The organism is Pseudomonas profundi (assembly GCF_008638305.1).
Lineage (GTDB): Bacteria > Pseudomonadota > Gammaproteobacteria > Pseudomonadales > Pseudomonadaceae > Halopseudomonas > Halopseudomonas profundi.
The window spans coordinates 115,286-140,011 of sequence record NZ_VTPZ01000001.1 but is presented as its reverse complement, the minus strand read 5'-3'; the positions used below and the strand labels follow the sequence as shown (position 1 = coordinate 140,011).

At 59.4% G+C, this 24,726-nt stretch carries 29 protein-coding genes and 1 tRNA gene; 21 read left to right on the top strand and 9 right to left on the bottom strand.

From position 1 onward, the window contains the following. The first annotated feature begins 16 nt into the window (after positions 1–16). The 20 genes from lolA (at position 17) to FZE95_RS00590 (ending at position 19,305) form a co-directional block, all read left to right on the top strand. Entirely contained in the window at positions 17–655 is a 639-nt protein-coding gene (gene lolA, locus FZE95_RS00690; protein WP_150298895.1) for an outer membrane lipoprotein chaperone LolA, read from the top strand. Further along, a complete protein-coding gene (locus FZE95_RS00685; protein ID WP_150298894.1) occupies positions 639–1,985 on the top strand; it encodes a replication-associated recombination protein A in 1,347 nt (448 codons plus the stop codon). Before lolA ends, FZE95_RS00685 begins: the two co-directional genes overlap by 17 nt. Further along, the gene (gene crcB / locus FZE95_RS00680) at positions 1,982–2,353 is read left to right on the top strand and encodes a fluoride efflux transporter CrcB (RefSeq protein WP_150298893.1); all 372 of its coding nucleotides are present in this window, start codon (positions 1,982–1,984) and stop codon (positions 2,351–2,353) included. Before FZE95_RS00685 ends, crcB begins: the two co-directional genes overlap by 4 nt. 40 nt (positions 2,354–2,393) lie before the next feature. After that, positions 2,394–3,677, top strand: coding sequence for a serine--tRNA ligase (gene serS, locus FZE95_RS00675; RefSeq protein ID WP_150298892.1), 1,284 nt, complete (start codon positions 2,394–2,396; stop codon positions 3,675–3,677). Between the two features lie 117 nt (positions 3,678–3,794). Continuing rightward, positions 3,795–5,207 (top strand): siroheme synthase CysG, encoded by a 1,413-nt coding sequence (gene cysG, locus FZE95_RS00670; RefSeq protein WP_150298891.1) that lies wholly within the window; start codon positions 3,795–3,797, stop codon positions 5,205–5,207. 43 nt (positions 5,208–5,250) lie between these two features. Continuing rightward, positions 5,251–6,315 carry a magnesium/cobalt transporter CorA gene (gene corA, locus FZE95_RS00665; RefSeq protein WP_150298890.1) on the top strand — a complete coding sequence of 355 codons (1,065 nt, stop codon included), beginning with the start codon at positions 5,251–5,253 and terminating at the stop codon, positions 6,313–6,315. 28 nt (positions 6,316–6,343) lie between these two features. Then, positions 6,344–7,099 carry a type 1 glutamine amidotransferase gene (locus tag FZE95_RS00660; protein WP_317845766.1) on the top strand — a complete coding sequence of 252 codons (756 nt, stop codon included), beginning with the start codon at positions 6,344–6,346 and terminating at the stop codon, positions 7,097–7,099. After that, positions 7,086–7,607 carry a lipocalin family protein gene (locus FZE95_RS00655; RefSeq protein ID WP_223824915.1) on the top strand — a complete coding sequence of 174 codons (522 nt, stop codon included), beginning with the start codon at positions 7,086–7,088 and terminating at the stop codon, positions 7,605–7,607. Before FZE95_RS00660 ends, FZE95_RS00655 begins: the two co-directional genes overlap by 14 nt. Positions 7,608–7,787: 180 nt before the next feature. Then, complete coding sequence (locus FZE95_RS00650) at positions 7,788–9,461, top strand: carbon starvation CstA family protein (RefSeq protein ID WP_150298888.1); 1,674 nt, start codon at positions 7,788–7,790, stop codon at positions 9,459–9,461. Beyond that, complete coding sequence (locus tag FZE95_RS00645) at positions 9,461–9,742, top strand: cory-CC-star protein (RefSeq protein WP_150298887.1); 282 nt, start codon at positions 9,461–9,463, stop codon at positions 9,740–9,742. Before FZE95_RS00650 ends, FZE95_RS00645 begins: the two co-directional genes overlap by 1 nt. A gap of 22 nt (positions 9,743–9,764) precedes the next feature. Continuing rightward, positions 9,765–10,772: an ArsA family ATPase gene (locus FZE95_RS00640; RefSeq protein WP_150298886.1), complete on the top strand. Its 1,008-nt coding sequence runs from the start codon at positions 9,765–9,767 to the stop codon at positions 10,770–10,772. 86 nt (positions 10,773–10,858) lie between these two features. After that, positions 10,859–11,263: a TA system antitoxin ParD family protein gene (locus FZE95_RS00635; protein WP_190324451.1), complete on the top strand. Its 405-nt coding sequence runs from the start codon at positions 10,859–10,861 to the stop codon at positions 11,261–11,263. 11 nt (positions 11,264–11,274) lie between these two features. Then, entirely contained in the window at positions 11,275–11,856 is a 582-nt protein-coding gene (locus FZE95_RS00630; RefSeq protein WP_150298884.1) for an AAA family ATPase, read from the top strand. Between the two features lie 139 nt (positions 11,857–11,995). Further along, positions 11,996–12,544, top strand: a complete 549-nt coding sequence (locus tag FZE95_RS00625; RefSeq protein WP_150298883.1) for a hypothetical protein — start codon at positions 11,996–11,998, stop codon at positions 12,542–12,544. A gap of 1 nt (position 12,545) precedes the next feature. Beyond that, entirely contained in the window at positions 12,546–12,836 is a 291-nt protein-coding gene (locus tag FZE95_RS00620) for a winged helix-turn-helix domain-containing protein (RefSeq protein ID WP_150298882.1), read from the top strand. A 67-nt stretch (positions 12,837–12,903) separates the two neighbouring features. Continuing rightward, positions 12,904–13,770, top strand: coding sequence for a MotA/TolQ/ExbB proton channel family protein (locus FZE95_RS00615; protein ID WP_150298881.1), 867 nt, complete (start codon positions 12,904–12,906; stop codon positions 13,768–13,770). Position 13,771: 1 nt separating this feature from the next. Then, positions 13,772–14,206, top strand: coding sequence for a TonB system transport protein ExbD (exbD, locus tag FZE95_RS00610; protein ID WP_150298880.1), 435 nt, complete (start codon positions 13,772–13,774; stop codon positions 14,204–14,206). Further along, positions 14,206–14,913, top strand: coding sequence for a TonB C-terminal domain-containing protein (locus tag FZE95_RS19565; protein ID WP_190324450.1), 708 nt, complete (start codon positions 14,206–14,208; stop codon positions 14,911–14,913). Before exbD ends, FZE95_RS19565 begins: the two co-directional genes overlap by 1 nt. 10 nt (positions 14,914–14,923) lie before the next feature. Continuing rightward, a complete protein-coding gene (locus FZE95_RS00595; RefSeq protein ID WP_150298878.1) occupies positions 14,924–17,539 on the top strand; it encodes an ankyrin repeat domain-containing protein in 2,616 nt (871 codons plus the stop codon). 233 nt (positions 17,540–17,772) lie between these two features. Beyond that, on the top strand, positions 17,773–19,305 hold the full coding sequence (locus tag FZE95_RS00590) for a phospholipase D family protein (protein ID WP_190324449.1): 1,533 nt from the start codon (positions 17,773–17,775) through the stop codon (positions 19,303–19,305). Between the two features lie 14 nt (positions 19,306–19,319). Here FZE95_RS00590 and cls read toward each other — a convergent pair whose 3' ends face one another. The 6 genes from cls to FZE95_RS00560 all read right to left on the bottom strand — a co-directional run bounded on the left by cls (position 19,320) and on the right by FZE95_RS00560 (position 22,897). After that, positions 19,320–20,759 carry a cardiolipin synthase gene (gene cls, locus FZE95_RS00585; protein ID WP_150298876.1) on the bottom strand — a complete coding sequence of 480 codons (1,440 nt, stop codon included), beginning with the start codon at positions 20,757–20,759 and terminating at the stop codon, positions 19,320–19,322. A 15-nt stretch (positions 20,760–20,774) separates the two neighbouring features. Next, on the bottom strand, positions 20,775–21,110 hold the full coding sequence (locus tag FZE95_RS00580) for a TusE/DsrC/DsvC family sulfur relay protein (protein ID WP_150298875.1): 336 nt from the start codon (positions 21,108–21,110) through the stop codon (positions 20,775–20,777). Beyond that, positions 21,107–21,406, bottom strand: a complete 300-nt coding sequence (gene tusB / locus FZE95_RS00575) for a sulfurtransferase complex subunit TusB (protein ID WP_150298874.1) — start codon at positions 21,404–21,406, stop codon at positions 21,107–21,109. Before tusB ends, FZE95_RS00580 begins: the two co-directional genes overlap by 4 nt. After that, the gene (gene tusC / locus FZE95_RS00570; RefSeq protein WP_150298873.1) at positions 21,406–21,762 is read right to left on the bottom strand and encodes a sulfurtransferase complex subunit TusC; all 357 of its coding nucleotides are present in this window, start codon (positions 21,760–21,762) and stop codon (positions 21,406–21,408) included. Before tusC ends, tusB begins: the two co-directional genes overlap by 1 nt. Beyond that, positions 21,762–22,151 (bottom strand): sulfurtransferase complex subunit TusD, encoded by a 390-nt coding sequence (gene tusD / locus FZE95_RS00565; protein ID WP_150298872.1) that lies wholly within the window; start codon positions 22,149–22,151, stop codon positions 21,762–21,764. The genes tusC and tusD overlap by 1 nt, the downstream gene beginning before the upstream one ends. Before the next feature lie 71 nt (positions 22,152–22,222). After that, positions 22,223–22,897, bottom strand: a complete 675-nt coding sequence (locus FZE95_RS00560) for a Bax inhibitor-1/YccA family protein (protein WP_178101008.1) — start codon at positions 22,895–22,897, stop codon at positions 22,223–22,225. A 234-nt stretch (positions 22,898–23,131) separates the two neighbouring features. On the opposite strand from FZE95_RS00560, the gene FZE95_RS00555 reads away from it, so the two are divergent. Beyond that, positions 23,132–23,222: transfer RNA gene (locus FZE95_RS00555), tRNA-Ser, on the top strand. A 93-nt stretch (positions 23,223–23,315) separates the two neighbouring features. Here the strand turns inward: FZE95_RS00555 and FZE95_RS00550 are convergent. The 3 genes from FZE95_RS00550 to FZE95_RS00545 all read right to left on the bottom strand — a co-directional run bounded on the left by FZE95_RS00550 (position 23,316) and on the right by FZE95_RS00545 (position 24,721). Then, a complete protein-coding gene (locus tag FZE95_RS00550; protein ID WP_150298871.1) occupies positions 23,316–23,606 on the bottom strand; it encodes a hypothetical protein in 291 nt (96 codons plus the stop codon). Further along, positions 23,606–23,776 (bottom strand): hypothetical protein, encoded by a 171-nt coding sequence (locus tag FZE95_RS19560; RefSeq protein ID WP_190324448.1) that lies wholly within the window; start codon positions 23,774–23,776, stop codon positions 23,606–23,608. Before FZE95_RS19560 ends, FZE95_RS00550 begins: the two co-directional genes overlap by 1 nt. A gap of 183 nt (positions 23,777–23,959) precedes the next feature. Then, complete coding sequence (locus tag FZE95_RS00545) at positions 23,960–24,721, bottom strand: hypothetical protein (protein ID WP_150298870.1); 762 nt, start codon at positions 24,719–24,721, stop codon at positions 23,960–23,962. Positions 24,722–24,726: the final 5 nt, after the last annotated feature.

Sequence of the window (24,726 nt, the reverse complement as noted above, 5' to 3'; positions counted from 1 at the left end):
GAGATACCCCCTAATCATGATCAAGAACCTGTTGCGCTCGACCTTGTCTGCGCTTTGTCTCGTCAGCCTGCCGTTCACGGCAGCAGCCCAGGGGCAGGGTGAAGCTGCGGAACGGCTCAATGAATTGCTTTCGGCCGCCAGGACCATTACTGCTGATTTTTCGCAGATGACGCTCAGCTCCAACGGCGCCAGCATGCAGGAGACCCAGGGCACGCTGGAGGTCAAGCGTCCCGGCATGTTCCGCTGGCATACCAATCCGCCGCTGGAGCAGGAGCTTGTCTCGGACGGCAAGAAAATATGGCTGTATGACCCGGACCTCGAGCAGGTCACCATTCAACAGCTGGACCAACGCATGTCGCATACGCCGGCGCTGTTGCTTTCCGGCGATGTCAGCACCATCGAACAGAGCTTCAGCATCAGCTGGAACCAGGGCGGCACGGTCGAAGACTTCGTGCTTGAGCCGAAGGACAATGAATCGATGTTCGACAATCTGCGCCTGTCGTTCCGCGATGGTGTACTGAACGACATGCAGATGAGCGACCCGGTTGGGCAGCGCACCAATATCCTGTTCCAGAACGTGGTATTGAATCCGCCGCTACCCGATAGCCGATTCACCTTCGAGATTCCTCAAGGAGTCGATGTCATCAGTGAATAGCAAGGGGCTGTTTGACGACCGGGCACCTCACCAGCCGTTGGCCGCGCGCATGCGTCCGGCCAGCCTGGACGAGTACGCCGGTCAGTCCCATTTGCTCGGCCCGGGCCGGCCGCTGCGGGTTGCGCTGGAGCAGGGCGCCCTGCATTCGATGATCTTCTGGGGGCCGCCCGGCGTCGGCAAGACGACCCTGGCGAAACTGCTCGCTACCTTGACCGACGCCCATTTTGTGACCATTTCGGCGGTCCTTGCCGGGGTGAAGGATATTCGTCAGGCAGTCGAAACTGCCCGGCAGCAGGCAGCGCAAAACGGCCGGCAAACCATCCTCTTCGTCGATGAGGTACACCGCTTCAACAAATCCCAGCAGGACGCCTTCCTGCCTTACGTGGAAGACGGCACGCTGTTGTTCATCGGAGCAACGACCGAAAACCCGTCCTTCGAGCTGAACAACGCCTTGCTCTCGCGGGCAAGGGTGTATGTCCTGAAGTCGCTGGATGATGAAGCATTAAGTGATTTGCTCGACCGCGCGCTGAATGACGCGCGCGGACTGGGCGAGCACGAGCTGTCCATCAGCGATGAGGCGCGCACGATATTGCTCGGCGCCGCTGACGGTGATGCACGCCGTCTGTTGAACCTGCTGGAAATCGCTGCTGATCTGGTGCCGGATAGCGGCACCATCGAAACCACTCTGGTCAGCGATCTGCTCAACGACACGCGCCGGCGCTTCGACAAGGGCGGTGAAGCCTTCTACGACCAGATATCCGCACTACACAAATCGGTACGCGGCTCCAATCCTGACGCTTCGTTGTACTGGTTCGCGCGGATGATTGATGGCGGCTGTGATCCGTTATATATCGCCAGGCGCGTCGTACGCATGGCCAGCGAAGAAGTAGGCAATGCAGATCCGCGCGCATTGGAGCTGTGCCTGAACGCCTGGAATGTACAGGAACGCCTAGGCAGCCCGGAGGGTGAGCTGGCCGTCGCCCAGGCGATTGTCTATCTCGCCTGCGCGCCCAAGAGCAACGCGGTGTACACGGCCTACAACGCGGCGATGAAGGATGTTGCCAGCCAGCCTTCACACGAACCGCCGCTGCACCTGCGCAATGCGCCGACCAAGATGATGAAGGAGTTGGGTTACAGTCAGGGCTATCGATACGCCCATGACGAGCCCGGCGCCTATGCCGCCGGTGAAGATTATTTCCCGGACGAACTCGAACCGCGCCAGTACTATCACCCGGTCAATCGCGGGCTCGAATCCAAGATATCCCAGAAGCTGGATCACCTGCGCCAGCTGGATGAGCAGAGCACAGTTAAACGGAGAACCGATCGGTGATAAGGACTATCGCGGTGATCGCACTCGGCGGTTCTCTGGGAGCGCTAGCGCGATTTGGCCTGACGCAATGGATTGCTGCGAACTGGTCGCGATCCTTTCCGCTTGCCACCTTCGCCGTTAACCTGATTGGTTGCCTGATCATCGGTATACTCTACGGCCTGTGGTTGCACCGGCCGGAGTTTTCGCCATTGCTGCGCCAGGGGCTGTTTATTGGCTTCCTCGGTGCGTTCACCACGTTTTCCACGTTCTCGCTGGATACCCTGCGGTTGCTTGAGAACGGCGAGAGCCTGACGGCTCTTCTATATATCCTGCTCAGCGTGTGCATCTGTCTGATCGCCACCTGGGCCGGCCTGTCGTTGACCCGATGATTCGCCAGGCTGCCACCTAAAAACCAATAAGTGATGATCCATGCTTGATCCGAAACTGGTCCGTAGTCATACCCAGCAGATCGCTGAACGCCTCGCCACCCGCGGCTTCGAACTCGATGTCGCTGCGCTGGAATCTCTGGAATCACGCCGCAAAACGGTGCAGACGCGCACCGAAACGCTGCAGGCAGAGCGTAACAGCCGTTCCAAATCGATCGGCCAGGCCAAGGCGCGTGGCGAAGACATCAAGCCGTTGCTGGCTGACGTCGATCGCATGGGTGAAGAGCTTGCTGCTGCAAAGCAGGAGCTGGATGCCGTTCAGGCGGAAATGGACGCACTGTTCCTGATCATGCCTAACCTGCCCGACGAAAGCGTGCCGGTCGGCAAGGACGAAGACGACAACGTCGAGGTGCGCCGCTGGGGCACGCCGCGCGCGTTCGATTTCGAGGTTCAGGACCACGTCGCGCTGGGCGAACGGTACGGTTATCTGGATTTTGAAACGGCGGCCAAGCTGTCCGGTGCGCGGTTTGCGCTCATGCGCGGCCCTATCGCGCGGCTGCACCGCGCGCTAGCCCAGTTCATGCTGGATCTACACATCAATGAACATGGCTATGAAGAAGTCTATACACCGTATCTGGTGCAGGCCGATGCACTGCTGGGTACAGGCCAGCTGCCCAAGTTCGAGGAAGATCTGTTCAAGGTGCCGCGGGGGGATGATCAGCGTGATCTGTATTTGATCCCGACGGCTGAAGTCTCGCTGACCAACATGGTCAGTGGCGAGATTCTCAGCGCGGAACAGCTGCCAATGAAACTGACCGCGCATACGCCGTGTTTTCGTAGTGAAGCCGGTTCCGCCGGGCGCGATACCCGCGGCATGATCCGCCAGCATCAGTTCGACAAGGTCGAAATGGTGCAGATAGTGCGCCCGGACGCGTCCATGCAGGCCCTGGAAGAGCTGACCGGACACGCCGAAGATATTCTGCAGCGTCTTGAGCTGCCGTACCGGACTCTGGCGCTCTGTACCGGTGACATGGGCTTCGGCGCCGTCAAGACCTATGACCTGGAAGTCTGGATCCCCAGCCAGGGCAAGTACCGCGAAATTTCCTCCTGTTCCAGTTGCGCTGACTTCCAGGCCCGCCGTATGCAGACGCGCTGGCGCAACCCGGAAACCGGCAAACCGGAACTGGTACATACCTTGAATGGTTCCGGTCTGGCAGTGGGGCGCACGCTGGTCGCAGTGCTGGAAAACTATCAGCAGGCTGATGGCAGCATAGTCATACCCAAAGCGCTGCAGCCATACATGGGCGGCATCGAGCAGATCGGTTAGGCAGCAGATTCTCGCAGCTGGGCGACAACGCTCGCTGCGAGGCTGGCAGCACGCCTATGTTCTTTGCGCGTGCCGTCAGCTGACCTGCGTGCCGTCATCACTAACCCAGAGGTTGCCATGGATTACCTTCCCCTTTTTCACAACCTGCAAGGACGTCTGGTGCTTGTGGTCGGCGGGGGCGAGATCGCCCTGCGCAAGTCACGGCTTTTATGCGAAGCCGGCGCTGTGCTGCGTGTGGTCGCCTCGCGCGTTGAACCACCGCTGAAGGAGCTGGTCGATCAGTCCGGGGGCAAATATTTCGAGCGTCCGTATCAGCAGGCCGACCTTAGGGGCGCACAGCTGGTGATCGCGGCGACGGATGACGGCCCGCTTAACACCCGGGTGTCCGTTGATGCACAGGCGATGAGTTTGCCGGTCAACGTGGTGGACGCACCGGAGCTCTGCAGCGTTATTTTCCCCGCCATTGTCGACCGTTCACCGCTGATGATCGCGATTTCCAGCGGCAGCCATGCGCCAGTGCTGGCGCGGCTGACGCGGGCGCGTATCGAAACCTTGTTTCCGCACAGTTACGGCAAGCTGGCACAGTTGGCCAAGCGCTTTCGTAGTCGCGTGAAGGACACATTTCCGCAGATCAATCAGCGTCGAGTTTTCTGGGAGAACGTCTTTCAGGGCGATGTTGCCGAACGGGTGTTCGCGGGACAGGAGCAAGCGGCTGAAGCGCTACTCGAACGTCAGCTTGGGGCTCAGGCCGGACAAAGCTACACCGGCGAGGTGTATCTGGTTGGCGCTGGGCCAGGCGACCCGGATTTGCTGACTTTCCGCGCGCTGCGGTTGATGCAGCAGGCCGATGTCGTGCTGCATGACCGTCTGGTACCGGACGCGATCATCGATTTGTGCAGGCGCGACGCCGAACGCATCTACGTCGGCAAGGCCCGTGCCAACCATGCCGTGCCGCAGGAGCAGATCAACCAGATGCTGGTGCGCCTGGCGAAGGAGGGCAAGCGGGTATTGCGTCTTAAAGGGGGCGATCCCTTCATCTTCGGGCGCGGCGGTGAAGAAATTCAGGAATTGACGGCCAATGGCGTTCCGTTCCAGGTGGTGCCTGGCATCACCGCAGCCAGCGGCTGTTCTACCTACGCCGGTATTCCGCTGACCCATCGGGATTTCGCTCAGTCGGTACGCTTCATCACTGGACATCTCAAGGATGGCTCGACCAATCTGCCGTGGGCTGATCTGGTCGCGCCGGGCCAGACGCTGGTGTTCTATATGGGCCTGGTGGGGCTGCCGGAAATCTGCGCGCGCCTGATCGAACATGGTCGAGGTGCTGATACGCCGATGGCGCTGATCCAGCAGGGTACGACCATGAACCAGAAGGTGCTGATCGGCACGCTTGAGAGCATGCCGGAGCGGGTACGTGACACTGAAATTCGGCCGCCTACCTTGCTTATCGTCGGCGAGGTGGTGAGCCTGCATGAGCGCCTCAAATGGTTTGAGCCGGGCGAACAGGGGCAGGCGCAGGGCGTGCTCTAGGGTTATAGGGGCTGGTGCCGTTTCAAATTCCAAAGGAGAGGACATGGCTCGCAAGATCGTCGTCAAGCGCGGCCGCAAGGTAGGCGCAGCACCCGGCACACTGGTGCACATCGGCAAGGCTTACAACGGTGAGACGCCGATCAGGGTGATTGATTATGACCAGGATCATCTGACAGACGACACGCTCACTGACCTGGATGAGCTGAGCCAGTACAAGGACGGCGACCGCGTTTCCTGGCTCAACGTCGACGGAGTGAATCAGCCGGAGCTTATCGATGCGATCGGCCAGACCTTCGCGCTGCATCCTCTTGTTCTGGAAGACATCCTGAACACCGACCAGCGCCCGAAAGTCGAGGATTACGACGGCTATCTTTACATCGTGCTGCGAATGTTGAGATTCGATACCGAACGCCAACAGATTCATTCCGAGCAGCTCAGCCTGGTGCTGGGCGACGGCTACGTGATTTCACTGCAGGAACACCCTGGCGATGTATTCGATGCGGTCCGCGAGCGGCTCCGCACCGGCCGACGCATCCGCTTCATGCGCTCCGACTATCTCGCCTACGCCTTGCTCGATGCCGTAGTGGACCATTATTTCGTGCTGCTGGAACACCTCGGCGATCAGATCGAAGCCCTGGAAGACGAACTGATTGATAACCCGACCCCGGCGACCCTCGGCAGGATTCACCATTTCAAGCGTGAGATGCTGCTCCTGCGCAAATCAATCTGGCCGCTGCGCGAGGTCCTTTCGCGGCTTTCACGGGATGAAAGTCCTCTGATCAACGCCGAAACGAAGCTTTTTCTGCGGGATGTGTACGATCACGCCGTGCATGTGATTGATACGGTAGATACCCTGCGTGAGCTCCTGATCGGCATGCTCGATCTCTACCTGTCCAGCGTCAGCAATCGTATGAACGAAGTGATGAAGGTGCTAACCATATTTGCCACCTTGTTCATGCCGCTAACCTTCATTGCCGGTGTCTACGGGATGAATTTCGACGTTATGCCGGAGCTTCGATGGGTCTACGGTTATCCGGCGGTGTTGGGACTGATGTTGGTCCTGGTGATCGGGCTGGTGATTTTCTTTCGTAAACGGCATTGGCTGTAAAACTCACCGCGCCCCGCCGTTAACAACTATGCTGGGGCAAGCGTTACGAACGTTAATTCCGGGAGTGCATATGCGCGCGCACTATCTACAACACGCAGATTTCGAGGGACCAGGTTCCATTGAAACATGGCTTCAGCGGCAGGGTTACGGCATTACCTCAACCCACCTGTATTCCCGAGACCTGTTGCCAAAGCTGAACGAGCTTGACCTCCTGATTGTCATGGGAGGCCCCATGAGCGTGAATGACGAGAGCATTTATCCCTGGCTGACCATCGAGAAGCAGTTCATTCGCGATGCTATCGATGCCGGTATTCCGGTACTCGGCGTTTGTCTGGGCGCTCAATTGATTGCCGATGTCATGGGCTCCCGGATATTCCCGGCCAACGAGCGTGAGATTGGCTGGTATCCGGTTCAGGGAATTCAGCATGACAACCCGGGGTGCTTTCAGCTCCCAGAGGAGCTCAGGGTTCTGCACTGGCATGGCGAAACCTTCGATCTACCGGTTGGCGCAGTACGTCTGGCCAGCAGTCCTGCCTGCGAGAACCAGGCCTTTCAGCTGGGCGACAGGGTAATCGGTCTGCAATTTCACCTTGAAGCCACTACCCGGTTGGTCAACGCCTTCGTCAGCGCGGATGCCGATACGCTGGCGAATGGTGGCACCTTTGTGCAAAGCGCAGCCGAGATCTGCGCCGTTTCGGCGGAGCAACTGGAAGCGACACAGTCAGTGATGACTCGAATTCTGGAATTCCTGCATAGAGAGGATCACAACAATGATGTGTCGTAACGGACTGGTTGCATTGGGCGTTTCAACGCTGGTTGGCTGTGTGAGTCTGCCAGACAAGGTTGTGCCGGTGGAAAACTTCGAGATAGACCGTTATTTGGGGACCTGGTACGAAATTGCCCGCCTGGACCATTCCTTCGAACGCGGGTTGAGCAAGGTGACAGCGGACTACAGTCTGCGCGAAGACGGCGGTATCCGTGTGTTGAATCGCGGTTATTCCGAGGAAGAGGGCGAGTGGAGCGAAGCCGAAGGCAAGGGCTACTTCGTCTATTCCGAGGATATCGGTCACCTCAAGGTCTCGTTCTTCGGCCCGTTTTACAGTTCCTACGCCATCTTCGAACTCGACAAGGAGGACTACCAGTACGCCTGGGTGGCCGGCAACAATACCGATTATCTCTGGCTGCTTTCGCGTGAACCGCAGGTGAGTGACCAGCTGATCGAAGCGTTCGAGTCGCGGGCCGACGAGCTTGGCTTCGATACGGATGAGCTGATTTACGTCGAGCACGATTAGCCTGTCTTTATCGTGAGGCGCTTTCGGGCTGGGCTGATGGCTGAATAATGACTATATTAAACAGGTTTCGGGCCTGCCCGGAATCTGCTTGATGCTAAGGAAGCCTCTGAATCATTACGCCGCTGCTTGCAGGCGGTGAGATAGTTCAGAAATCCTCTAACAATAACCAAGGAGCACTACATGAGTGCCGCGATTCTGTTGGCGATCGGCCTGGTCCTTATGGCCCTGGGGTATTTCATTTACTCCAAATTCATTGCCGAAAAAATCTACCGTCTGGATCCCGATTACCGAACCCCTGCCAATGAATTTGAGGACGGCATCGACTTCGTCCCGACCAACAAATTCGTCCTCTGGGGTCACCATTTCACTTCTGTAGCAGGTGCCGCGCCAATTGTCGGGCCGGCCATTGCGGTGATCTGGGGCTGGGCACCGGCGTTCGCCTGGGTAGTGTTCGGCACTATTTTCTTTGCCGGCGTGCATGACACCGGCGCCATCTGGGCAAGCGTTCGTAACAAGGCCCGATCAGTCGGCTCGCTTACCGGCGATGTGGTCGGCAAGCGCGCACGCAGCATCTTCATGATCGTGATCTTCCTGGTGCTGTTGATGGTGAACGCAGTGTTCGCCGTGGTGATTGCAAATCTGATGATGAGTTTCCCGACGGCGGTGGTGCCGGTCTGGGGTGCGATCATCGTGGCGCTGATCATCGGCCAGCTGATCTATCGCCGGATCCTGTCGCTGCCTGTGGTCTCGGTACTGGGCGTCGTAGCGCTCTATGCCATGATCTGGATAGGGCCGTCGGTGCCCCTGCAGATGCCCGCGGAAGTTGCAGGCATGTCCGGCAACGCCATGTGGATCCTGTTGCTGTTTCTGTACGCCGCCATTGCCTCAGTACTGCCGGTCTGGGTGCTTCTGCAGCCGCGCGATTACATCAACGGGCTGCAGCTGTTCGTTGGTCTGATTGTTCTGTACGGCGCGATCGTACTGCTTAACCCGACCATGATTGCGCCGATGCTGAACATCGATGTGCCAGCGGGTACGCCTTCAATGGTGCCGCTGTTGTTCGTCACCATCGCCTGCGGTGCGATTTCCGGCTTCCATGGTCTGGTGTCTTCGGGGACGACCTCCAAACAGCTGAATCGTGAAACGGATGCGCGCTTTGTCGGCTATTTCGGCGCCATCGGTGAAGGTGGGCTGGCACTCGCGGCGATCCTGGTCGCTTCGGCTGGTTTTGCCAGTCTCGCTGACTGGCAGGCGATGTACAGCGCCTTTGGCCAGGGCGGGGTGAAGGCCTTCGTTGAGGGCGGCGCGTTCATCATCCATAACGGTCTGGGTGTACCCGAGGTCACCGCTGCGACGCTGTTGACTGTAATGGCTGCGCTGTTCGCCGGTACCACCATGGACACCGGCCTGCGCCTGCAGCGTTATATCTTCCAGGAGTGGGGCGAGATCTATAAGCAGGAGTGGATGACCAAGCCGTTGCCGGCCACCTTGCTGGCCGTGGGCACCTGTCTGCTGCTTGCATTCGGAGCAGGCGGAGCGGATGGCTCCGGCGGCATGATCATCTGGCCGCTGTTTGGTACCACCAACCAGCTACTGGCCGGCCTGACGCTGCTGGTGATCACTGTCATGCTGGTGCATCTGCGTCGCCCCATGTGGTTTACGCTGGCGCCGCTGTGCTTCCTGTTGGTCATGACCGTCATCGCGCTGCTGTTCCAGTTGCGTAGCTTCTATGAAACAGGTAACTGGTTCCTGCTCGGGCTGGATATTGTCGTGCTGGTCGCCGCGGTTCTGGTGGCGCTGGAGTGCGCCGCTGCATTGAAGCGTCACCGTGCCCTGGCAGCATCGGAAAGCTGATGTCCAGCAAGACGCCATCCGAATGGCGCGCCTGGTTAGGCCGGGCGCGCTTTTTTCTGGAAGAGGTCTACAGCACCCGTTATCGCGGCGCGATTGCCCGCGCCAGGCGCGACGAGGATGATCTGTTCATGCTCCTGGTGTTTGCCGAGATGATGGGCGTTCCCAATCCTGCGGCCTATTACACGCTTGAGCTGCAGCCGCTGTTGCTTGAGCGCTTCCATGACTGGCACAAGCGCCAGGGTATGGAACATTCCCCGCTGGATCATTTCCGCTGTTGCTGATCTGTTGCCGCAAGGAACGAATATGTTTGATTTATTAGATCGCCGCCTGGTCTGGGTCGGCGGTAAAGGTGGCGTGGGCAAAACCACGGTGTCGGCTGCGCTGGCGGTATTGGCCGCTCGTCGGGGCAAGCGCTGCCTGATCGTTTCCACTGATCCTGCGCACAGCCTGGGCGACGTATTCGCTAGGCAACTGGACGATACACCGCGTCGCCTGCTGCCTAATCTGGATGCCATGGAAATTGATCCGGATATCGAGGTCGAGGCGCATCTCGCGCGGGTCACGGCGCAGATGCGCGGCTTCGCTGCGCCGGAAATGATGGACGAGCTCAAGCGCCAGATGCAATTGACCCGCCAGTCCCCAGGTGCGCAAGAGGCGGCGCTGCTGGAGCGCATCGCCCGGCTGATTACCGACTCTGAATTGGCCTATGACCTGATCATCTTCGATACGGCTCCAACCGGCCACACCCTGCGCCTGTTGACCTTGCCCGAGGCCATGGCCGCCTGGACCGACGGCCTGCTCACGCATAACCGCAAGTCCGAGCAGCTGGGCAAGGTACTGAAACACCTGACGCCCAAGGCGGGTCGAGACGTGAGTTCTCCCTTCGATGATCCGAAGGAGGATGCATTGAGCGCGCTGGACCAGCGCACGCGGGACATAGCGGAAACGCTGCTCAACCGGCGCAGGCTGTTCCATCAGGCGCGTCGCCAGCTGGAAGATGCATCTCTGAGCGGTTTCATGTTTGTTCTCACTCCGGAGCGCCTGCCGATTCTGGAAACAGCCAGGGCGGTTACCACGCTGCAGGAGGCAGGTATTCCTGTGGTGGCCACGCTGGTGAATCGGGTCATACCGGTCGAAGCCGATGGCGCCTTTCTTGAACGCCGGCGACAACAGGAGGCTACCTATCTGCAGCGGATTGATGAGGCGTTTGCCACGCTGCCTAGGCCGCGTTTGCCCTGGCTGGATACCGACGTGCAGGGGCTCGATATCCTTGAGGACCTGGCTGACCGCTTGGCTGGCGAAGGCTTCTGACCAGCACGTTCTGATACACAGGCCCGCTTGTAGCGCGACGCTACAATTGCTAAGGTGGCAAGGGTCTGTTGATCAGGAGAATGGTTATGGCTACGTCTTCACCGCTTCGACTTGATGAAAAACTGGTAGTGGCCGCAGCGACCCAGGGCAGCCTGGAAAAACGCACCACGCCGCGCCAGATTGAATACTGGGCCGAGATCGGCCGCGCAGTAGAGCGCGATCTGGATGCGCGGGCATTGCTTGCCATCAGGGAAGGGCTGGCGCGGATCCGTGTCGAGCCTGTGCGCGCCGAGCCGGTTGCATCTGACGATGTGTTCGCAGACATCGATCTGGCGCGCGCTACTGGAACACTTGGCGACCGGGTCAGCGCGTCGACGATCCGCTATCAGGCCAGTCGATCAATGCCCGGTCTGCTCGAGCAACATCATCCGGACGGGCGCGTCGAGACCGGGCGGTTTCGCGACGGTCATTTCGTGCCCTTAAAGGGATGATCATCTGAGCCATGCCGCCGCAAAAGCAGCTCTGGATCCTCACCGGTGGCAATGGTGCGGGTAAAAGTACCTTCTACCGGCTGTTTCTTGAACCGCGCGGGATGGTCTTCATTAACGCCGACAATATTGCCCGGGACTTATCGCCCGACAATCCGGAGGAGGCCAGCTATCGAGCGGCGCGACTGGCCGAAGTCATCCGCTACGAATTGCTGCAGGAGGGCGCCACCTTCTGCTATGAGACCGTCTTCTCGCATCCCTCCAAAATCGATTTCGTCGCCGAAGCCAGAGCACGCGGTTATCAGGTCATCCTGGTATTTATCCATCTCGACGGTTCCGATCTGAACAAGGCGCGGGTCGCGCAGCGAGTGGGCGAGGGCGGCCATGCGGTGCCTGAAAACAAGATCGAATCGCGCATCCCGCGCACCTTGGGAAATGTTCGCTGGGCGCTGGCACTCGCCAATGAAGTGCACGTCATCGATAACAGCAGCCTGGACCAGCCTTTCGTACGCATCGCGCGCTTGCGCGAGGGTGTTCTCGAGCGGTATCAGCCACTCGATGGCTGGGCTGAAGCGCTACTGTCGGAATACCTATGACCGCTGACTAAACTGGAACCTCTTTCCTGTCTCTCGATTGGGTCACAAATTCCTATTTATTTAATTCGAGACGATACTTGTTTTCGTTCGCTCTATTACATAGAGTACTTTGCATAACGAATAACAAGAGTTTTTTCTGATGGCATCATCTGCCGAAGAAGCCGCCCGCGCTCTGCGGGAAATTGCCGAAATCAATGCCCGCGCCGCCGGGTTTCAGGACTACCAGGCCGAGTCGGGCCAGATGGTCCTATGGGGTTTCGCCTACATCATCGGCTTCGCTTTGACCGGGCTGTTCACCGATTACATCCTGCTCGTATGGACGCTGACTGTAGTCATCGCGCTGATAGGCGGTAGCGCCATTGCCCGCCGCACCAATCCCGACATTCCCGGTATCGCCTGGCGCTACCTCGCACTGATCGGCAGCATTCTGCTGCTCTGCGTGCTGATCAATATTGTCATGTGGCCGCTGACTCCCAGGCAGGGCGCCATGCTTGCACCCTTGTTCGTGGCCACGCTGTACATCCTGCGTGGCGTGCAGCTCAGGCCGCGTTATCTCGTTATCGGCGTGCTACTGGCTGTGCTGAGCATGGTTGGTTTTCTGTGGCTGGATGCCTGGTTCTGGTGGTGGATGGCGTTCGCCTTCGGCGGAACGCTGGCGATCTCGGGCCTGTGGTTGCGGAATTTCTGACATGCACAGCCCCGACGAAATCATCCATCAGCCGGTTCGCCTGAAAATCATGGCGGCGCTGAACACGCTCGAAGCGAATCAGTGGCTGGAGTTCGTGGCGCTCAAATCCATCGTGAAAGCGACTGACGGCAATCTGGGTGCGCACCTTGGCACCCTGGAGAACGCAGAGTACGTACAGATCACCAAGGATTTCGCCGGCAAGAAGCCGCGTACACGGGTGCGTCTCAGCCCCGCTGGGCGTCAGGCCTTCGCGCGTTATGTAGCCAATTTACACGCTTTGCTCAATCTTTGAATTCAGACCCGTCACTGCCGTTGGGGTGAGTGGGCTGAGCCTGATAACAACGATAAAAGAGGTTCCTATGCAGACGAGTATTATCCTCAACCGCGCGGCTCGCTGGCAGGCCCGTATGCGATTGGCAGCGTTATCCGTACTTATTGTCCTTTGCGGTATGAACGGTGTGGTACTGGCGCAACAACCCGATGCACCCGCGGCTCAGGTCCAGCCTGTGCAGAGCAATGCAGCGCCTACCGAAGCGGGGAGTGCGGTTCAAATGGAACGATTTGGCGCACGGGAAATGTTCCTGCAGGCCGATGTGGTGGTCAAGGCGGTGATGATTCTGCTGGTCTGCTGCTCGCTACTGACCTGGGCGGTACTGATGGAGAAGTTGATCGTTTTCAACCAGACCCGCCGCAGCAACGCGCAATTTCTCGCGGCGTTTCGCAAAGGTGAAACGGCAACATTGGCCGAGCAGGCAGATAAAAGCCCCATGGGCCGGATGTGGCAGGTTGCTCAGTCTGAGCTGAAGCAGTTCGGCCGGCACCGTAATGGCGAGGCCAATGCCGACCAGATCAATCGCTTGCTGCAGCGCATGTCGCTCACATCCAGCATCGTCCAGGAACGTGATCTCGCACGGCTGGGCACCATGATGGGCGTGCTCGCGACCATCGGGGCGACAGCGCCATTCATTGGGCTGTTCGGCACCGTATGGGGCATCCTGAACAGTTTTGCCAGTATCGCCACCATGAAGACTGCCAGCCTGGCGGTGGTTGCGCCGGGCATTGCCGAAGCGTTGCTGGCCACTGCCCTGGGGCTGTTCGCAGCTATCCCTGCGGTGATGATCTTCAACAAGTTTGCCCGCGACATTAACGGCTTCGTCGGTTCGCTGGATAACTTCTCGGCCGAGATGATTGCCTCTGTATCACGGCAAATGGACGAGGGGCGTTGAGATGAGCATCCAGTTCAACTCGGGCCCCATGGTCAAGCGGCATAACTATCAGCAGAACGCCGAAATGAACATCACGCCCTTCGTCGACGTGATGCTGGTGTTGCTGATCATCTTCATGGTGGCCGCGCCGCTCGCCACCGTTGACGTACCGGTAGACTTGCCCAGCAATGCCTCCACCGCCAGTCCGCCACCGGCTGATCCGGTGTACGTCAGCGTCCAGCCTGGTGGGACGCTTTTTGTGCAGGAAACGCCTGTCGCCTTGGGCGAGCTCGCTTCGCTGGTCACAAGCCTGACCGGCGGTCAAACCGACACCCGCATGTTTCTGCGCGGTGATCAGGCCGTTGACTACGGCACCCTGATGCGGGTGATGAATACGCTGCAAAAAGCCGGCTATACGCGCATCAGCCTGGTGGCGACCGAAGAGCTGGAGCCCTGATGAAGATGACCAGCACATATGCCGGCTGGTTGGTTCGTTTAGGCGTGATAGTGGTATCGGTGATTGTGCATGCGGCATTGATCGCATGGCTCAGTAGTGGGCGATTCAGCCACAAGGCGGCTCCAGAATCCAATGTGATGGCTGTAGAACTGGTTGAGCTGCCCAAAGAGCCCGAGCCCGAGCCTGTGCCGGAGCCAGAACCGGAGCCAGAACCGGAGCCAGAACCGGAGCCAGAGCCCGAACCGGCCAAACCAACGTCACCTCCGCCGCGCCAGCAAGCCGCTGCTCCGCCGAAACGCAAGGGCCCGCCGGTGCATTCCTTTGGCGCGAATGATGACTGGCCTGCACCGCCTGCTCCGGCTGCCAGTGACTCTCCAGGTCGCGGAAGGCCCGTGCCGTCAGGCTACGCGGATACGGTGAAGAACAAGGTGATAGCCAATCTCAAGCGGCCGGCCGGTTCTTCCTACAAGCCACCGCCGGGATACAAGGGCGATCCCGAGGATTTCAAACGCCGCTGCTATATCCCCTACGAAATTCTGGTGGATGCGCAGGGCAAGATGATTTCCTTCGAGATCGACCCTTGTGGTGATGCCGTGCTGGATGACGCCGCTGAGCAGGCGATACGTCTGGCTGGTCCCTTTCCGCCACCGCCGAATCAGGGCGCGTCGCGCTACACGATTTATGGCACAGCAATATTTATAGATTAGGAGCCTGACCATGGCTGTACTGATTGTTCAACGGAGCGCTGTGTTGGCCGGGGCGCTCGCATTGCTAGGCGGTTGTGTATCCGAGCCGGTTTCTGGGCCGGTGCCTTTTCACGACAACACGCCGCGCAGCTACGCCGATAAACCGCAAACACTGGCCAGCTTCGCCTGCGGCGGTGCGCTGCCGGCGGTGCACCAACAGATCTGCGCCAGTGAGGCGCTTTCCCGGCTCGATCATCAGGTTGTCGATCAATACCGACAAAAACTGCGCGAGCTGGATGTGCCCGGCGGTTTGTTGCTGGAGGCCAATCAGCGCCGTTGGATGCTGTCCAGAGCCGGGCAGTGCGGCCTGACTGAGGAAGCGCGCGCTGAGGCGGCAAATCCGCAGGCGATTGCCTGCCTGGAATCCATGTATCGCAAGCGTGCACGACAGCTGGCGGATTGGGCCGTGCCAGCGCCACAGACTCAGAAGGAAGCGCATGCCTGGTCCTCGTATGCGGAGTATCGCCTGGTGGATAATCGCGGGCAGGGCATGTGTGAAGCCACTGGTGCAGCGCTCAACCGTGAGTTCAAGCGCGACGGCATACCGCGTCCGGATGCGTTGCCGGGCGTTCAGGTATTGGCGGGCAGCCATGCAGGCAGTCAGCAAACGAAGGTCGGTGCCTCTGATATATCAGTCAACCTGTATGACGCGGGGCTCTACGCCGGTTATGAGCGCCGGGCCCGTGGCGTCAGCGTTGATGGCGTGCCTGTGCTGGATCACCAGACCCTGCCGCTCTGGGTCGCCGAGCAGCCGAACTACGGCGGTCGCGCGCATGCATCCTCATCGCAGACGAGTGACTACGCTTCGATTGATGTGCTTGAGCGCAACGGCCAGACCCTCGTGCTGGTGAATGAAAGCTGGGGATTCTATTCACCCGCAGCCCGGGGCGAGTCTGCCTACGCTGGCTTGTACCGGCTACAGAGCAATCAGCTCGAACCCTTGTGTCTGTACCAGACCTACCTGACCCCGCCGCGCACCAATACGCTGGCCGGTTTGCCTGCCTATCAAGCGCTGCAAACCGAGCTCGACACGCTTGCTGGCGACCCGCTGCCCGAATATGCGCAGCACGAGCGCCGGGACAACTTCCATACCTGGAAAGAGCAACAATGGACCTTGCTCAATCTGCCCTTGGTCGGGGCGGACGCCTTATCCCGCTACGGACGCAAGGCAGCCCTCCAGCAGCGCAACGATGAGGTGCTGGAGACCTTCTTCGGCTGGTCTGAACGCAACCTGCGCAACAAGCAGATCTACCGTAAGGTATTGCCGATGATGCAGCCGGCCTATCAGGAATTGCAGCAGATGTTCCGTGATCAAGGCCTGGAAACCGCGCAGGCGACAGCCGCGGCTGACCTGCTGTTTCACGCCAGCCTGGCACGCAGCATGGATAACCTTGTCGCACCGCAGACCGTACCGGATATGCCGCTGGCTGCATTTGCCCGCTATCAGCCGCGCTATGCCATCGCGCCGCAGCCTGGTGAGCTGGAGCAGGGTCGCAATTTCGCCACCTTGCACAGTGTTCTGCTCAACAACGCACCGTTACGCGTCGTCAGCGACTTCGTGGAGTATGAAACCGCAGAAATGGGGGGCCAGCGGGGCAGGGGGCCAGATGGTAACTCCGCTACCATGGCCGCGGTCGGCAATCCCGAGGCGCTGACATTGCTGTTACGCCACGGCTTCGACCCCAACCAGTCCAACGACTGGGGCAAGACCGCACTGATGAGCGCTGTTCAGCTTGATCGGCCCGACAGCGTGAAGCTGCTGCTTGAGCATGGTGCAGATGTGCACAGGCAAACCCGCAGGCAGACTGGTGCCGGCGCGGGTGGGCCGGACCGGACGGAGGCAACGACCGGCAAACAGACGGCACTGACGCTGGCCGCGCAACATGCGAGCGGCCGCATCATTGACCAACTGATCGCTGCAGGCGCGACGCGCATGGAATGGGCTGGCTACAAGGACCAGGTGTGCGGACTGCTGGCGCAGAACCGCCAGCTGGATGGTGCGCAGCGCAGTCGCGTGCAGGGCCCTCTGTGCATCGCCGACTATGCGCCCGCACCCGCTACATTGCAGGCGCGGGCAGACCTGCGCCGTGGCGAGGAGATCAGCATCAGCGAAGCAGGCCAGGATTATCGGGTAAAGCTCATCGATCGCCCGGCTATGACGCTGTTCGGCCAGGCGGTGGAAATGCATCCGCAACGTTTACGCAAGGATCTCGGCAAGATGGCCCGGGCAATCGGCACTGCAGCAGTGCGCCGAGGCAAGGGTGAGATAAAAGGCCCGCTGACGCTGGTGTTCAATGATCTCACCGAAAGCAACGCCGAAAAGCTCAAAGCGGGTGTGGCCTTTCCGGTCTCGGCTGGTACCACCTCGGCGTGGCGTTATCAGGTTGAGCAAAAGCCTGCGAGCAAGGCGTTACGGATCGTTGCCCACGATCCGGATGCCGATCCAGGCACGCTCTGGCGCGCGCTGTTTACTGCCGCAGAGCGCAACAATCTCACGCCGACCATGGAGGGCTACATGCTGATCCATACGCGCGGTACCCGCAGTACCGAATATCAGCTCGGCGTGATTGACCAGCGCCGCAACTGATTGTCATCCCAGGCCCGCGATGTCTCCCGTCGCGGGATCTCAGAGCGTGACCCATGTGATCAACCCCGCCCCGTGCGTTGCGAAACTTGCAGCGACGGGCACTTCCTTGCATGCTTCGTGTCCTCTTTGATGGAAGCCGATAGTCGCGTGTGGAGCTGTTTGAAGTAGTCATCAAGCTGCTCCGGTCACCTCGCGGCTAGCGGTAAAACCTAATGGATCCTAAGCGAGACCATGTGAATAGACTGGCAGTTGTAGTTCTCATGTTCTGTACGGCAGCCCTGAGCGGGTGCGCCACGACCTTGCCCCAGCACGATGCGCCGCCGAGCTACGTGCGACCGGTCGACCTGGATTCACCGTTAAGTCGCTACGTGCAGGACCGGCAACCGGATGACACCCAGCTATCCGGATTCAGGCTGCTGGCGAACGGCTCCGACGCCTTGGCCAGCCGGCTGCAGATGATCAACATGGCGGAGCACAGCATTGATCTGCAGTATTACATCTACAGCTCGGACCTCACCGGAGCCCTGCTGGCCGAGCGGCTGCTGGCTGCAGCAGATCGCGGCGTACGGGTGCGCATTCTGTTGGATGACATAGGCAATGGCCTGGCGGATTTCAGTGTCTCCGCGCTGGATCACCATCCCAATATCCAGCTGCGTCTGTTCAACCCGCTGACCTTTCGCCACAAGTGGCTCCGGAATCTGAGCAAGGTCGCCGAGTTTGCGCGTATCAATTACCGCATGCATAACAAGTTGATGGTTGCCGATAGCAGCGTTTTCGTTACCGGGGGCCGCAATATCGGCGACGAGTATTACGCATTGAGCGAAATGACTTTCCATGACGTGGATATCCTGGGGATAGGCCCGATTACCCGCGACGTCAGCCGTAGTTTCGATGAGTTCTGGAACAGCCGCAGTGCCATCCCGATCAAGGCAGTGGCGGGCAAGTCAGCCAATGGCTCGCTGGTGCAGCTGCGTAAAAGCATCCGTTCAGTGGTTGGACGCGTGGAGACCCGTCGCTACCTGGACGGCGTGAATGAGTCGCCGTACCGGCAGGTTCTGAGCGACGACAGCTTGGCTTGGTATTGGGGCCCAGCCGAGTGGGTATACGATCCGCCGGAGAAGGCTGACCCCACGGAGCCGCGCAAGGATGTTTCACATGTTGCGTATGAGCTGGCCAGGCGTGCCGAGGAGGCCGAAGACGAACTGCTGCTGATGACCGCCTATTTGATTCCGGGCGCGCAGGGCCAGGCGTTTCTGGTGGACAAGGTGATGGCCGACGCGGCCCTGAAAGTGTTGACCAACTCACTCTCAAGTACCGATTTGCTGGCCGTTCACGCCAACTATGCCCCGTACCGAAAGCCGTTGCTTGAGGCGGGCGCCGAGATGTGGGAGCTGCGTCCGATCGCCGGGCAGCAGGGGCGGGCCAGTCCCTTCCTGAGCGAATCCCTGGCCAGCTTGCATGCCAAGACCTTCGTCTTCGATCGGCGCGACCTGTTCGTCGGCTCGATCAATCTTGACCCGCGGTCGCTCTGGCTGAATACCGAATCGGGCGTGTTTGTTGAGCAGCCAGAGCTCGCCGCGCAGGCAGCTAAACTGTTCGAACGCTGGACGTCAGAGAGCTACGCGTTTCGCTTGCAGCTGGATGAGGATGGCGATATCAAATGGCATGCAGACGGGCACACCTGGACCAGCGAGCCGGGTGCATCGGCGCTGCGCCGCATCAGTGCCTGGTTGCTGGGCTGGTTGCCAATCGAGAGCCAGCTCTGAATGTGAGGTCGGGCTTACAGCAACGGACTCATGAAATACATCAGCCTTTCCAGACCGCGAGCAACCTTGCTGCGTTGTTGCCAGCGGCTCAATAACAGCTGCTCGCTGCGTGCCTGGTAGGAATCCAGCACCGCCCTGATATGTGCGCAACTCTCCGGGGTCGTCAACGCGACGGTCAGCTCGAAGTTCAACTGAAGGCTGCGAATGTCGAGGTTGACGCTGCCCACCAGGGCGAGCTGCTCATCCATCAGCATGGCCTTGGTGTGCAGCAACCCGCCATCGAACAGAAAGATTGCTACTCCGGCCTGCAGCAGCATCTCGAAGTATGAACGGCTTGCCCAACCCACCATCAGAGAATCGTTGCGCCGTGGCAACAATAGCTGCACTTTGACGCCACGATGAGCCGCCTGGCACAACGCCTCGAGGATGGCTTCGGAGGGCACGAAGTACGGCGTGCTGATGACGATACTGTGATTGGCGCGATAGATGCTGGTGAGCGTGGCGTGTCCGATCAGGTCTTCGCCTGTGCCCGGGCCGGAGGGCAATACCATCAGCCACTGGCTGGGATTATCCGGGGTGTTACCGACCTCCGGCAGGCGGCGCTGGCCAGTCTCGACCTCCCAGTCCCAGGCAAACACTTTGGCCAGTCCCGCCGCAGCCTGGCCATCGATCCGCAGCATGATATCGATCCAGGGGCCCACCTTGGCGTCGCGCTTGAAAAACGCCGGGTCAGCAATGTTCATCGAGCCGGTGTAAGCGATGGCATCGTCAATCACGATCAGTTTGCGGTGCATGCGCAGATCGATCCGGTGGACCAGTGCCCGCAGCAACCGTACCGGCAGCGCGGCGGTAACTTCAATTCCGGCTGCCTTCATCTGCTTGTGCCAGCGAGACCGGAAGAAGGGGCGGCTACCGGCATGGTCAATCAACAGATAGATTTCCACACCGCGGCCAGCCGCTTCGATCAATGCTTGCGCCAGCTCATCGGCCCGGCCACCGGGGAACCAGATATACGTCTCGATGCGAATGCATCGACGTGCACGGCGCACATCATCACATAGCCGATCGAAGATATCCTCGGGTGCGTCCAGCACTTCCAGCGACTGATAGCTCTGCGCGCTGATATGAATCTGGGTGGATAGCAACTGGTTGATAGCCAGACTGAGCTGGCCGCCTGGCAGCGAAACGTCGGCCGGAAAGGATGTGTGCAGGCTTCGTAGATAGGGCTCGATCATGGCTTCGGCGCGGCCGGCGCGCTTGCGGCCCAGGTTCAGGTCACCGACGAGCAAGTAGAGCACCGCGCCCAGGATCGGAACGATGAATATCACCAGCAGCCAGGCCAGGGTTACGCTCACCGGTTTGCGCCGCGCGATGACCCGTGCGGTCACCAGCGCAATCAGCAGCCAGTACATCACGGCCGTCGCGAGACCGAGCACCGTCTGAATATTATCCATTCAGGCCGCTCCGCATCAGAGACAATTATCCGGTTTAGGCAAGCCTGCGATCTTGCTAGCTATTTTTGCCGAGCTCCCGGGGAACAGCCGCAGCAAATGCAGGCTGGTGCCTTTTTCCGGACCAAGCTGCTGGCCGATGTATTTGACCAGCGGGCGCATGGCCGGAGACAGCTGATATTCCGCGTAAAAGCGGCGCAGGGCGTGGATGACCTCAAGGTGCTCGTCTCCGAGCGTGATGCCCTCAGCCTGCGCCAGCTCTACGGCCACCTGCTCTGACCAGTCCCCAAGGTCGACCAGAAAGCCTTCCTTGTCGAGCGCGATGGAGCGGCCATCTACCGTGATGACTGTCACCAGCTCACCACTTTCGAGTGATAGATGCAGAGCTGAACCATGGCCGGGTAATCGATGAGTTTGACGCGCTCCGGCAGATCATCCAGCGCAATGCCGCGCGCCAGGATGTCGGCTTCCATGGCATACAAACGCACGCTGCCGGGCAATATCTGCAGCGAAGCCAGCGTCCTTGAGCGCGGCAGCAAGCCATAGACGGCATCTTCCAGCAGCAGCAGGCTCTGTTGAGGGCCCAGGCCGCGCAGGCAGCTGGCGAAGCGGGTCTCGCTCCCTGGTGAGTGACGAAGTATATGCAGCATCAGAGCGTAACAACCTGATCGTAGTGGTCGAGGAGGGCGGCGATCTCGGCGCTTTCAACAGGACGCGCATCCAGCAGGCACTGAGCACCGCCAAGGCCGCGTTCGCCCATTGAATGCTGGCACACCATGATCTCTTCCACGCCGAACAGGGGTAACGCCTGCAGATTGGCGGCGAGAGACTTGCGGTTGATCTGCGTGGCATCCTGGCCTTTCAACAACTGCAGTACGCCGTCATCCATAAACAACACGGCCGTGGGGACACCGAAGGCCGCCGCAGCAAGCGCCAGATCCAGTGCTTCACGGGCAGCCAGGCGGGCAGGCGGGTGACGGCTGATAATCAACAGGCTTTTCATGATCAGGTACCGAAAGTGACGGCGCGATCAGCCGTTTGCAGGGCATCTACCCACTGCCCGAGGCCGGACAGTTCCCAGGGCGCGCCAGTATTGGCAACCGGACGCTCCCAGCGCTGGGCCTCGTCTTCATTGAGCACGCCGCGGCGCAGGGCTGCTGCAATGCATACCACTGCGTCCAGCTCATGCTCGGCGATGAACTGGCGCCATTCCAGCGCTATATCGGATTCATCCTGCGGTTGAACACCCAGGCTGGAGGCGAGATGCACCGCGTCCCGGTAAAGGAACAGACGGCTGATCTGGTGACCTTCGGCGATCACAGCCTTGGCAAAGCTGAGTGCGCTTCGGGCGGCCGGATCCTGCGGGCCGGCGAGCAGAGCAATAGCAAATTTCATGGACTCTCAACCGCTGAAAACAAGGAGGCCCGCATTAAGCGGGCCCCGGTAGTATACCTGCGTTGATCAGATCAGTCGTTGCTGCCAAAGATGCCGAGCAGCTGCAGCAGGCTCAGGAACAGGTTATAGATGGATACGAACAATGTGATCGTAGCCATGATGTAGTTGTCTTCGCCGCCGTGGATGATCGCGCTGGTCTGATACAGGATCACTGCAGAGGAGAACAGTACGAAGCCGGCCGAAATGGCCATCTGCAAGCCGCTGATCTGGATGAAGAAGCTCGCCACGACTGCGCACAGCAACACCACAAAGCCGGCCATGATGAATCCGGACAGGAAGCTGAAATCCTTGCGCGTCAGAATTGCGTAGGCCGACAGACTGAAGAACACCAGAGCCGTCATGCCCAGCGCCATAGTCACCAGCGAACCGCCGTTAGGCAGCGACAGGTACATATTCAGGATCGGACCGAGCGTATACCCGAGAAAGCCGGTGAAGGCGAAAGTACTGACCAGGCCCCACGCCGAATCGCGTAGCTTGGTAGTCAGGAACAGCAAGCCGTAGAAGCCGACCAGCGTGATGATGATACCGGGATGCGGCAGGTTAAGGCTCATCGACCCAAAGGCAACCAAAGCACTGAATGCCAGGGTCATGGCCAACAGACTATAGGTGTTGCGGAACAGTTTGCTGACTTCCGCCTCGTTCACTCCCGTATGCTGGAGAGTGTTAGTTCGTTGCTGGGTGTTCATGTTCAAGCTCCAATGGTTGCAAACAAGAGGTCCTTTAATCGGTTTGATCATACCGGTTAGTCACTTCAAATCAAGAAATCCCGTGCCGTACAGGCATATCGACCCCGCGACTTTTGTGACAGAGTGCAACAAGGGCACCGGCAGCGGTCCATGACAGCAATCTGCGAGGAATTTGCTACAACCTTTGCTTAGACCATTGACTGGAATGAAGTTTCCGGTAGTATTGCCGGCCGTGGAGGGATGGCAGAGCGGTTGAATGCACCGGTCTTGAAAACCGGCGTAGGTTAATAGCCTACCCAGGGTTCGAATCCCTGTCCCTCCGCCATACAGCTATATAAATCAATGACTTACAGGGTTTTTGGTTTATTACCAACAAAGCGCCCCACATTAGGTTTCGATCTGATTGGGGCGTTTTTTATTATCCGGTCTTATCGAAATTCGCCATTTCTGGCAGCGATTCCATAAACTTCTCTCGTACCCAATGCGGATCTACACCCGCGAAGCCGCATAGGCGCCTGAGTATCGGGCCTTCACACAGCAGGTCTTGCAGCGCCTCCCTTGCCGATCCTGCTGGTGCGCTCCATGACGTGGTGCCTTCATAGTATTTGCGCGCATCGCTTAGATATTGGCTAAGCGCGGCAATCCACAAATCAAGCTCAGGGCTTCCCGGCTCGGGCTGCTGATCGTTGTCGATATCGTCCAGTTCCATCACTCCAGCTCCTGCCGTACAGACTCCATCAGCTCCGCAAGCTGCCCCGGCTTCCACTCGTTAGCTTCCACCAGGTCATTCAGGCGTACACGGTCATCCCCGGTAGCTCTAAGCCAGCGGCGCACGAGATCCCGCCGGTAATTAAGCTGTCGGCGTTGAAGTGGCGTCATGGTGCATGGTCTCAATGCGAGCCAGGAAGGCGGGTAGGGTTTCGTTGTGGCGGCGTAGCACTTGGCGACGGCCCACAATCGCGGCGTATGGCGTGCAGCCGGGTGCGTGACGGCAAAGCCTTACAGGTTCGGGGGCTTTCGCCCCATCGCCTGCCACCTTGCGCGCATAAGTGGATGCGGTGGTCATTGGTCTAGGGTGCGAGCCAGCGCAAGCATGGCGTCATCATGTGCAGCTGATTGACGTTCAAACTCTGTGCGGACACTTGGCGCGCCTGCAACGGCCTCATCCATCATCGTTAGGTCATCAAAAGCGTTGCAAACCAGCGCCTCGGCTTTGTCCAATGCTTGGCGCAGCGCCAGCAGTTCGGGCGCGTGCAGTTGCTCGGCACGACGGCGGAAGCTGTCACGCTGTACATCAGTAAAGCCCGTGGTTATCTGCCTCCCTCCGAACACAGCGGCCAGAACGGCGCCGTCCCGCGATTCGATAGCGGCTTGCACGGCTTTGCCGCGCTCTTCGCTGGTCATGCTGCGCAGGGCTTGGCGAATCTCTGTGCTGTCACCCGAAACGGTCAGTCCTAGACGTTGGGCAAGCTCAGCTTCAAGGGACATTCTCCGGCTGCGAATCTGGCTGCGGGCCTGATCTGAGCGGGCGGCATTGGCTTTGATCAGGCGCTGATAGGCGTCTGCTGCCTTGTTCAGATGCTGGGATGCGGTGCTAGCGGGGTGCTTGTTTTTGCGAACGTCCTCCAGAGCGGCAAGGCCTCGCACCATTCCAGCCTGAGCGGCTAGGGCGCTGTTGATCGCAGGATCGTTAGCCATATCTCCCGCCAGGGCTTTCAGCTCACGGGCGTGGCTCTCAGGTGCCATCAGGTTCACTGAGCGGGCCAGCGTTGGCAGTGTGGGTGCTTTGGGTCGTGTAAATTGTTGGTTCATATCGTCATTCATGGGTA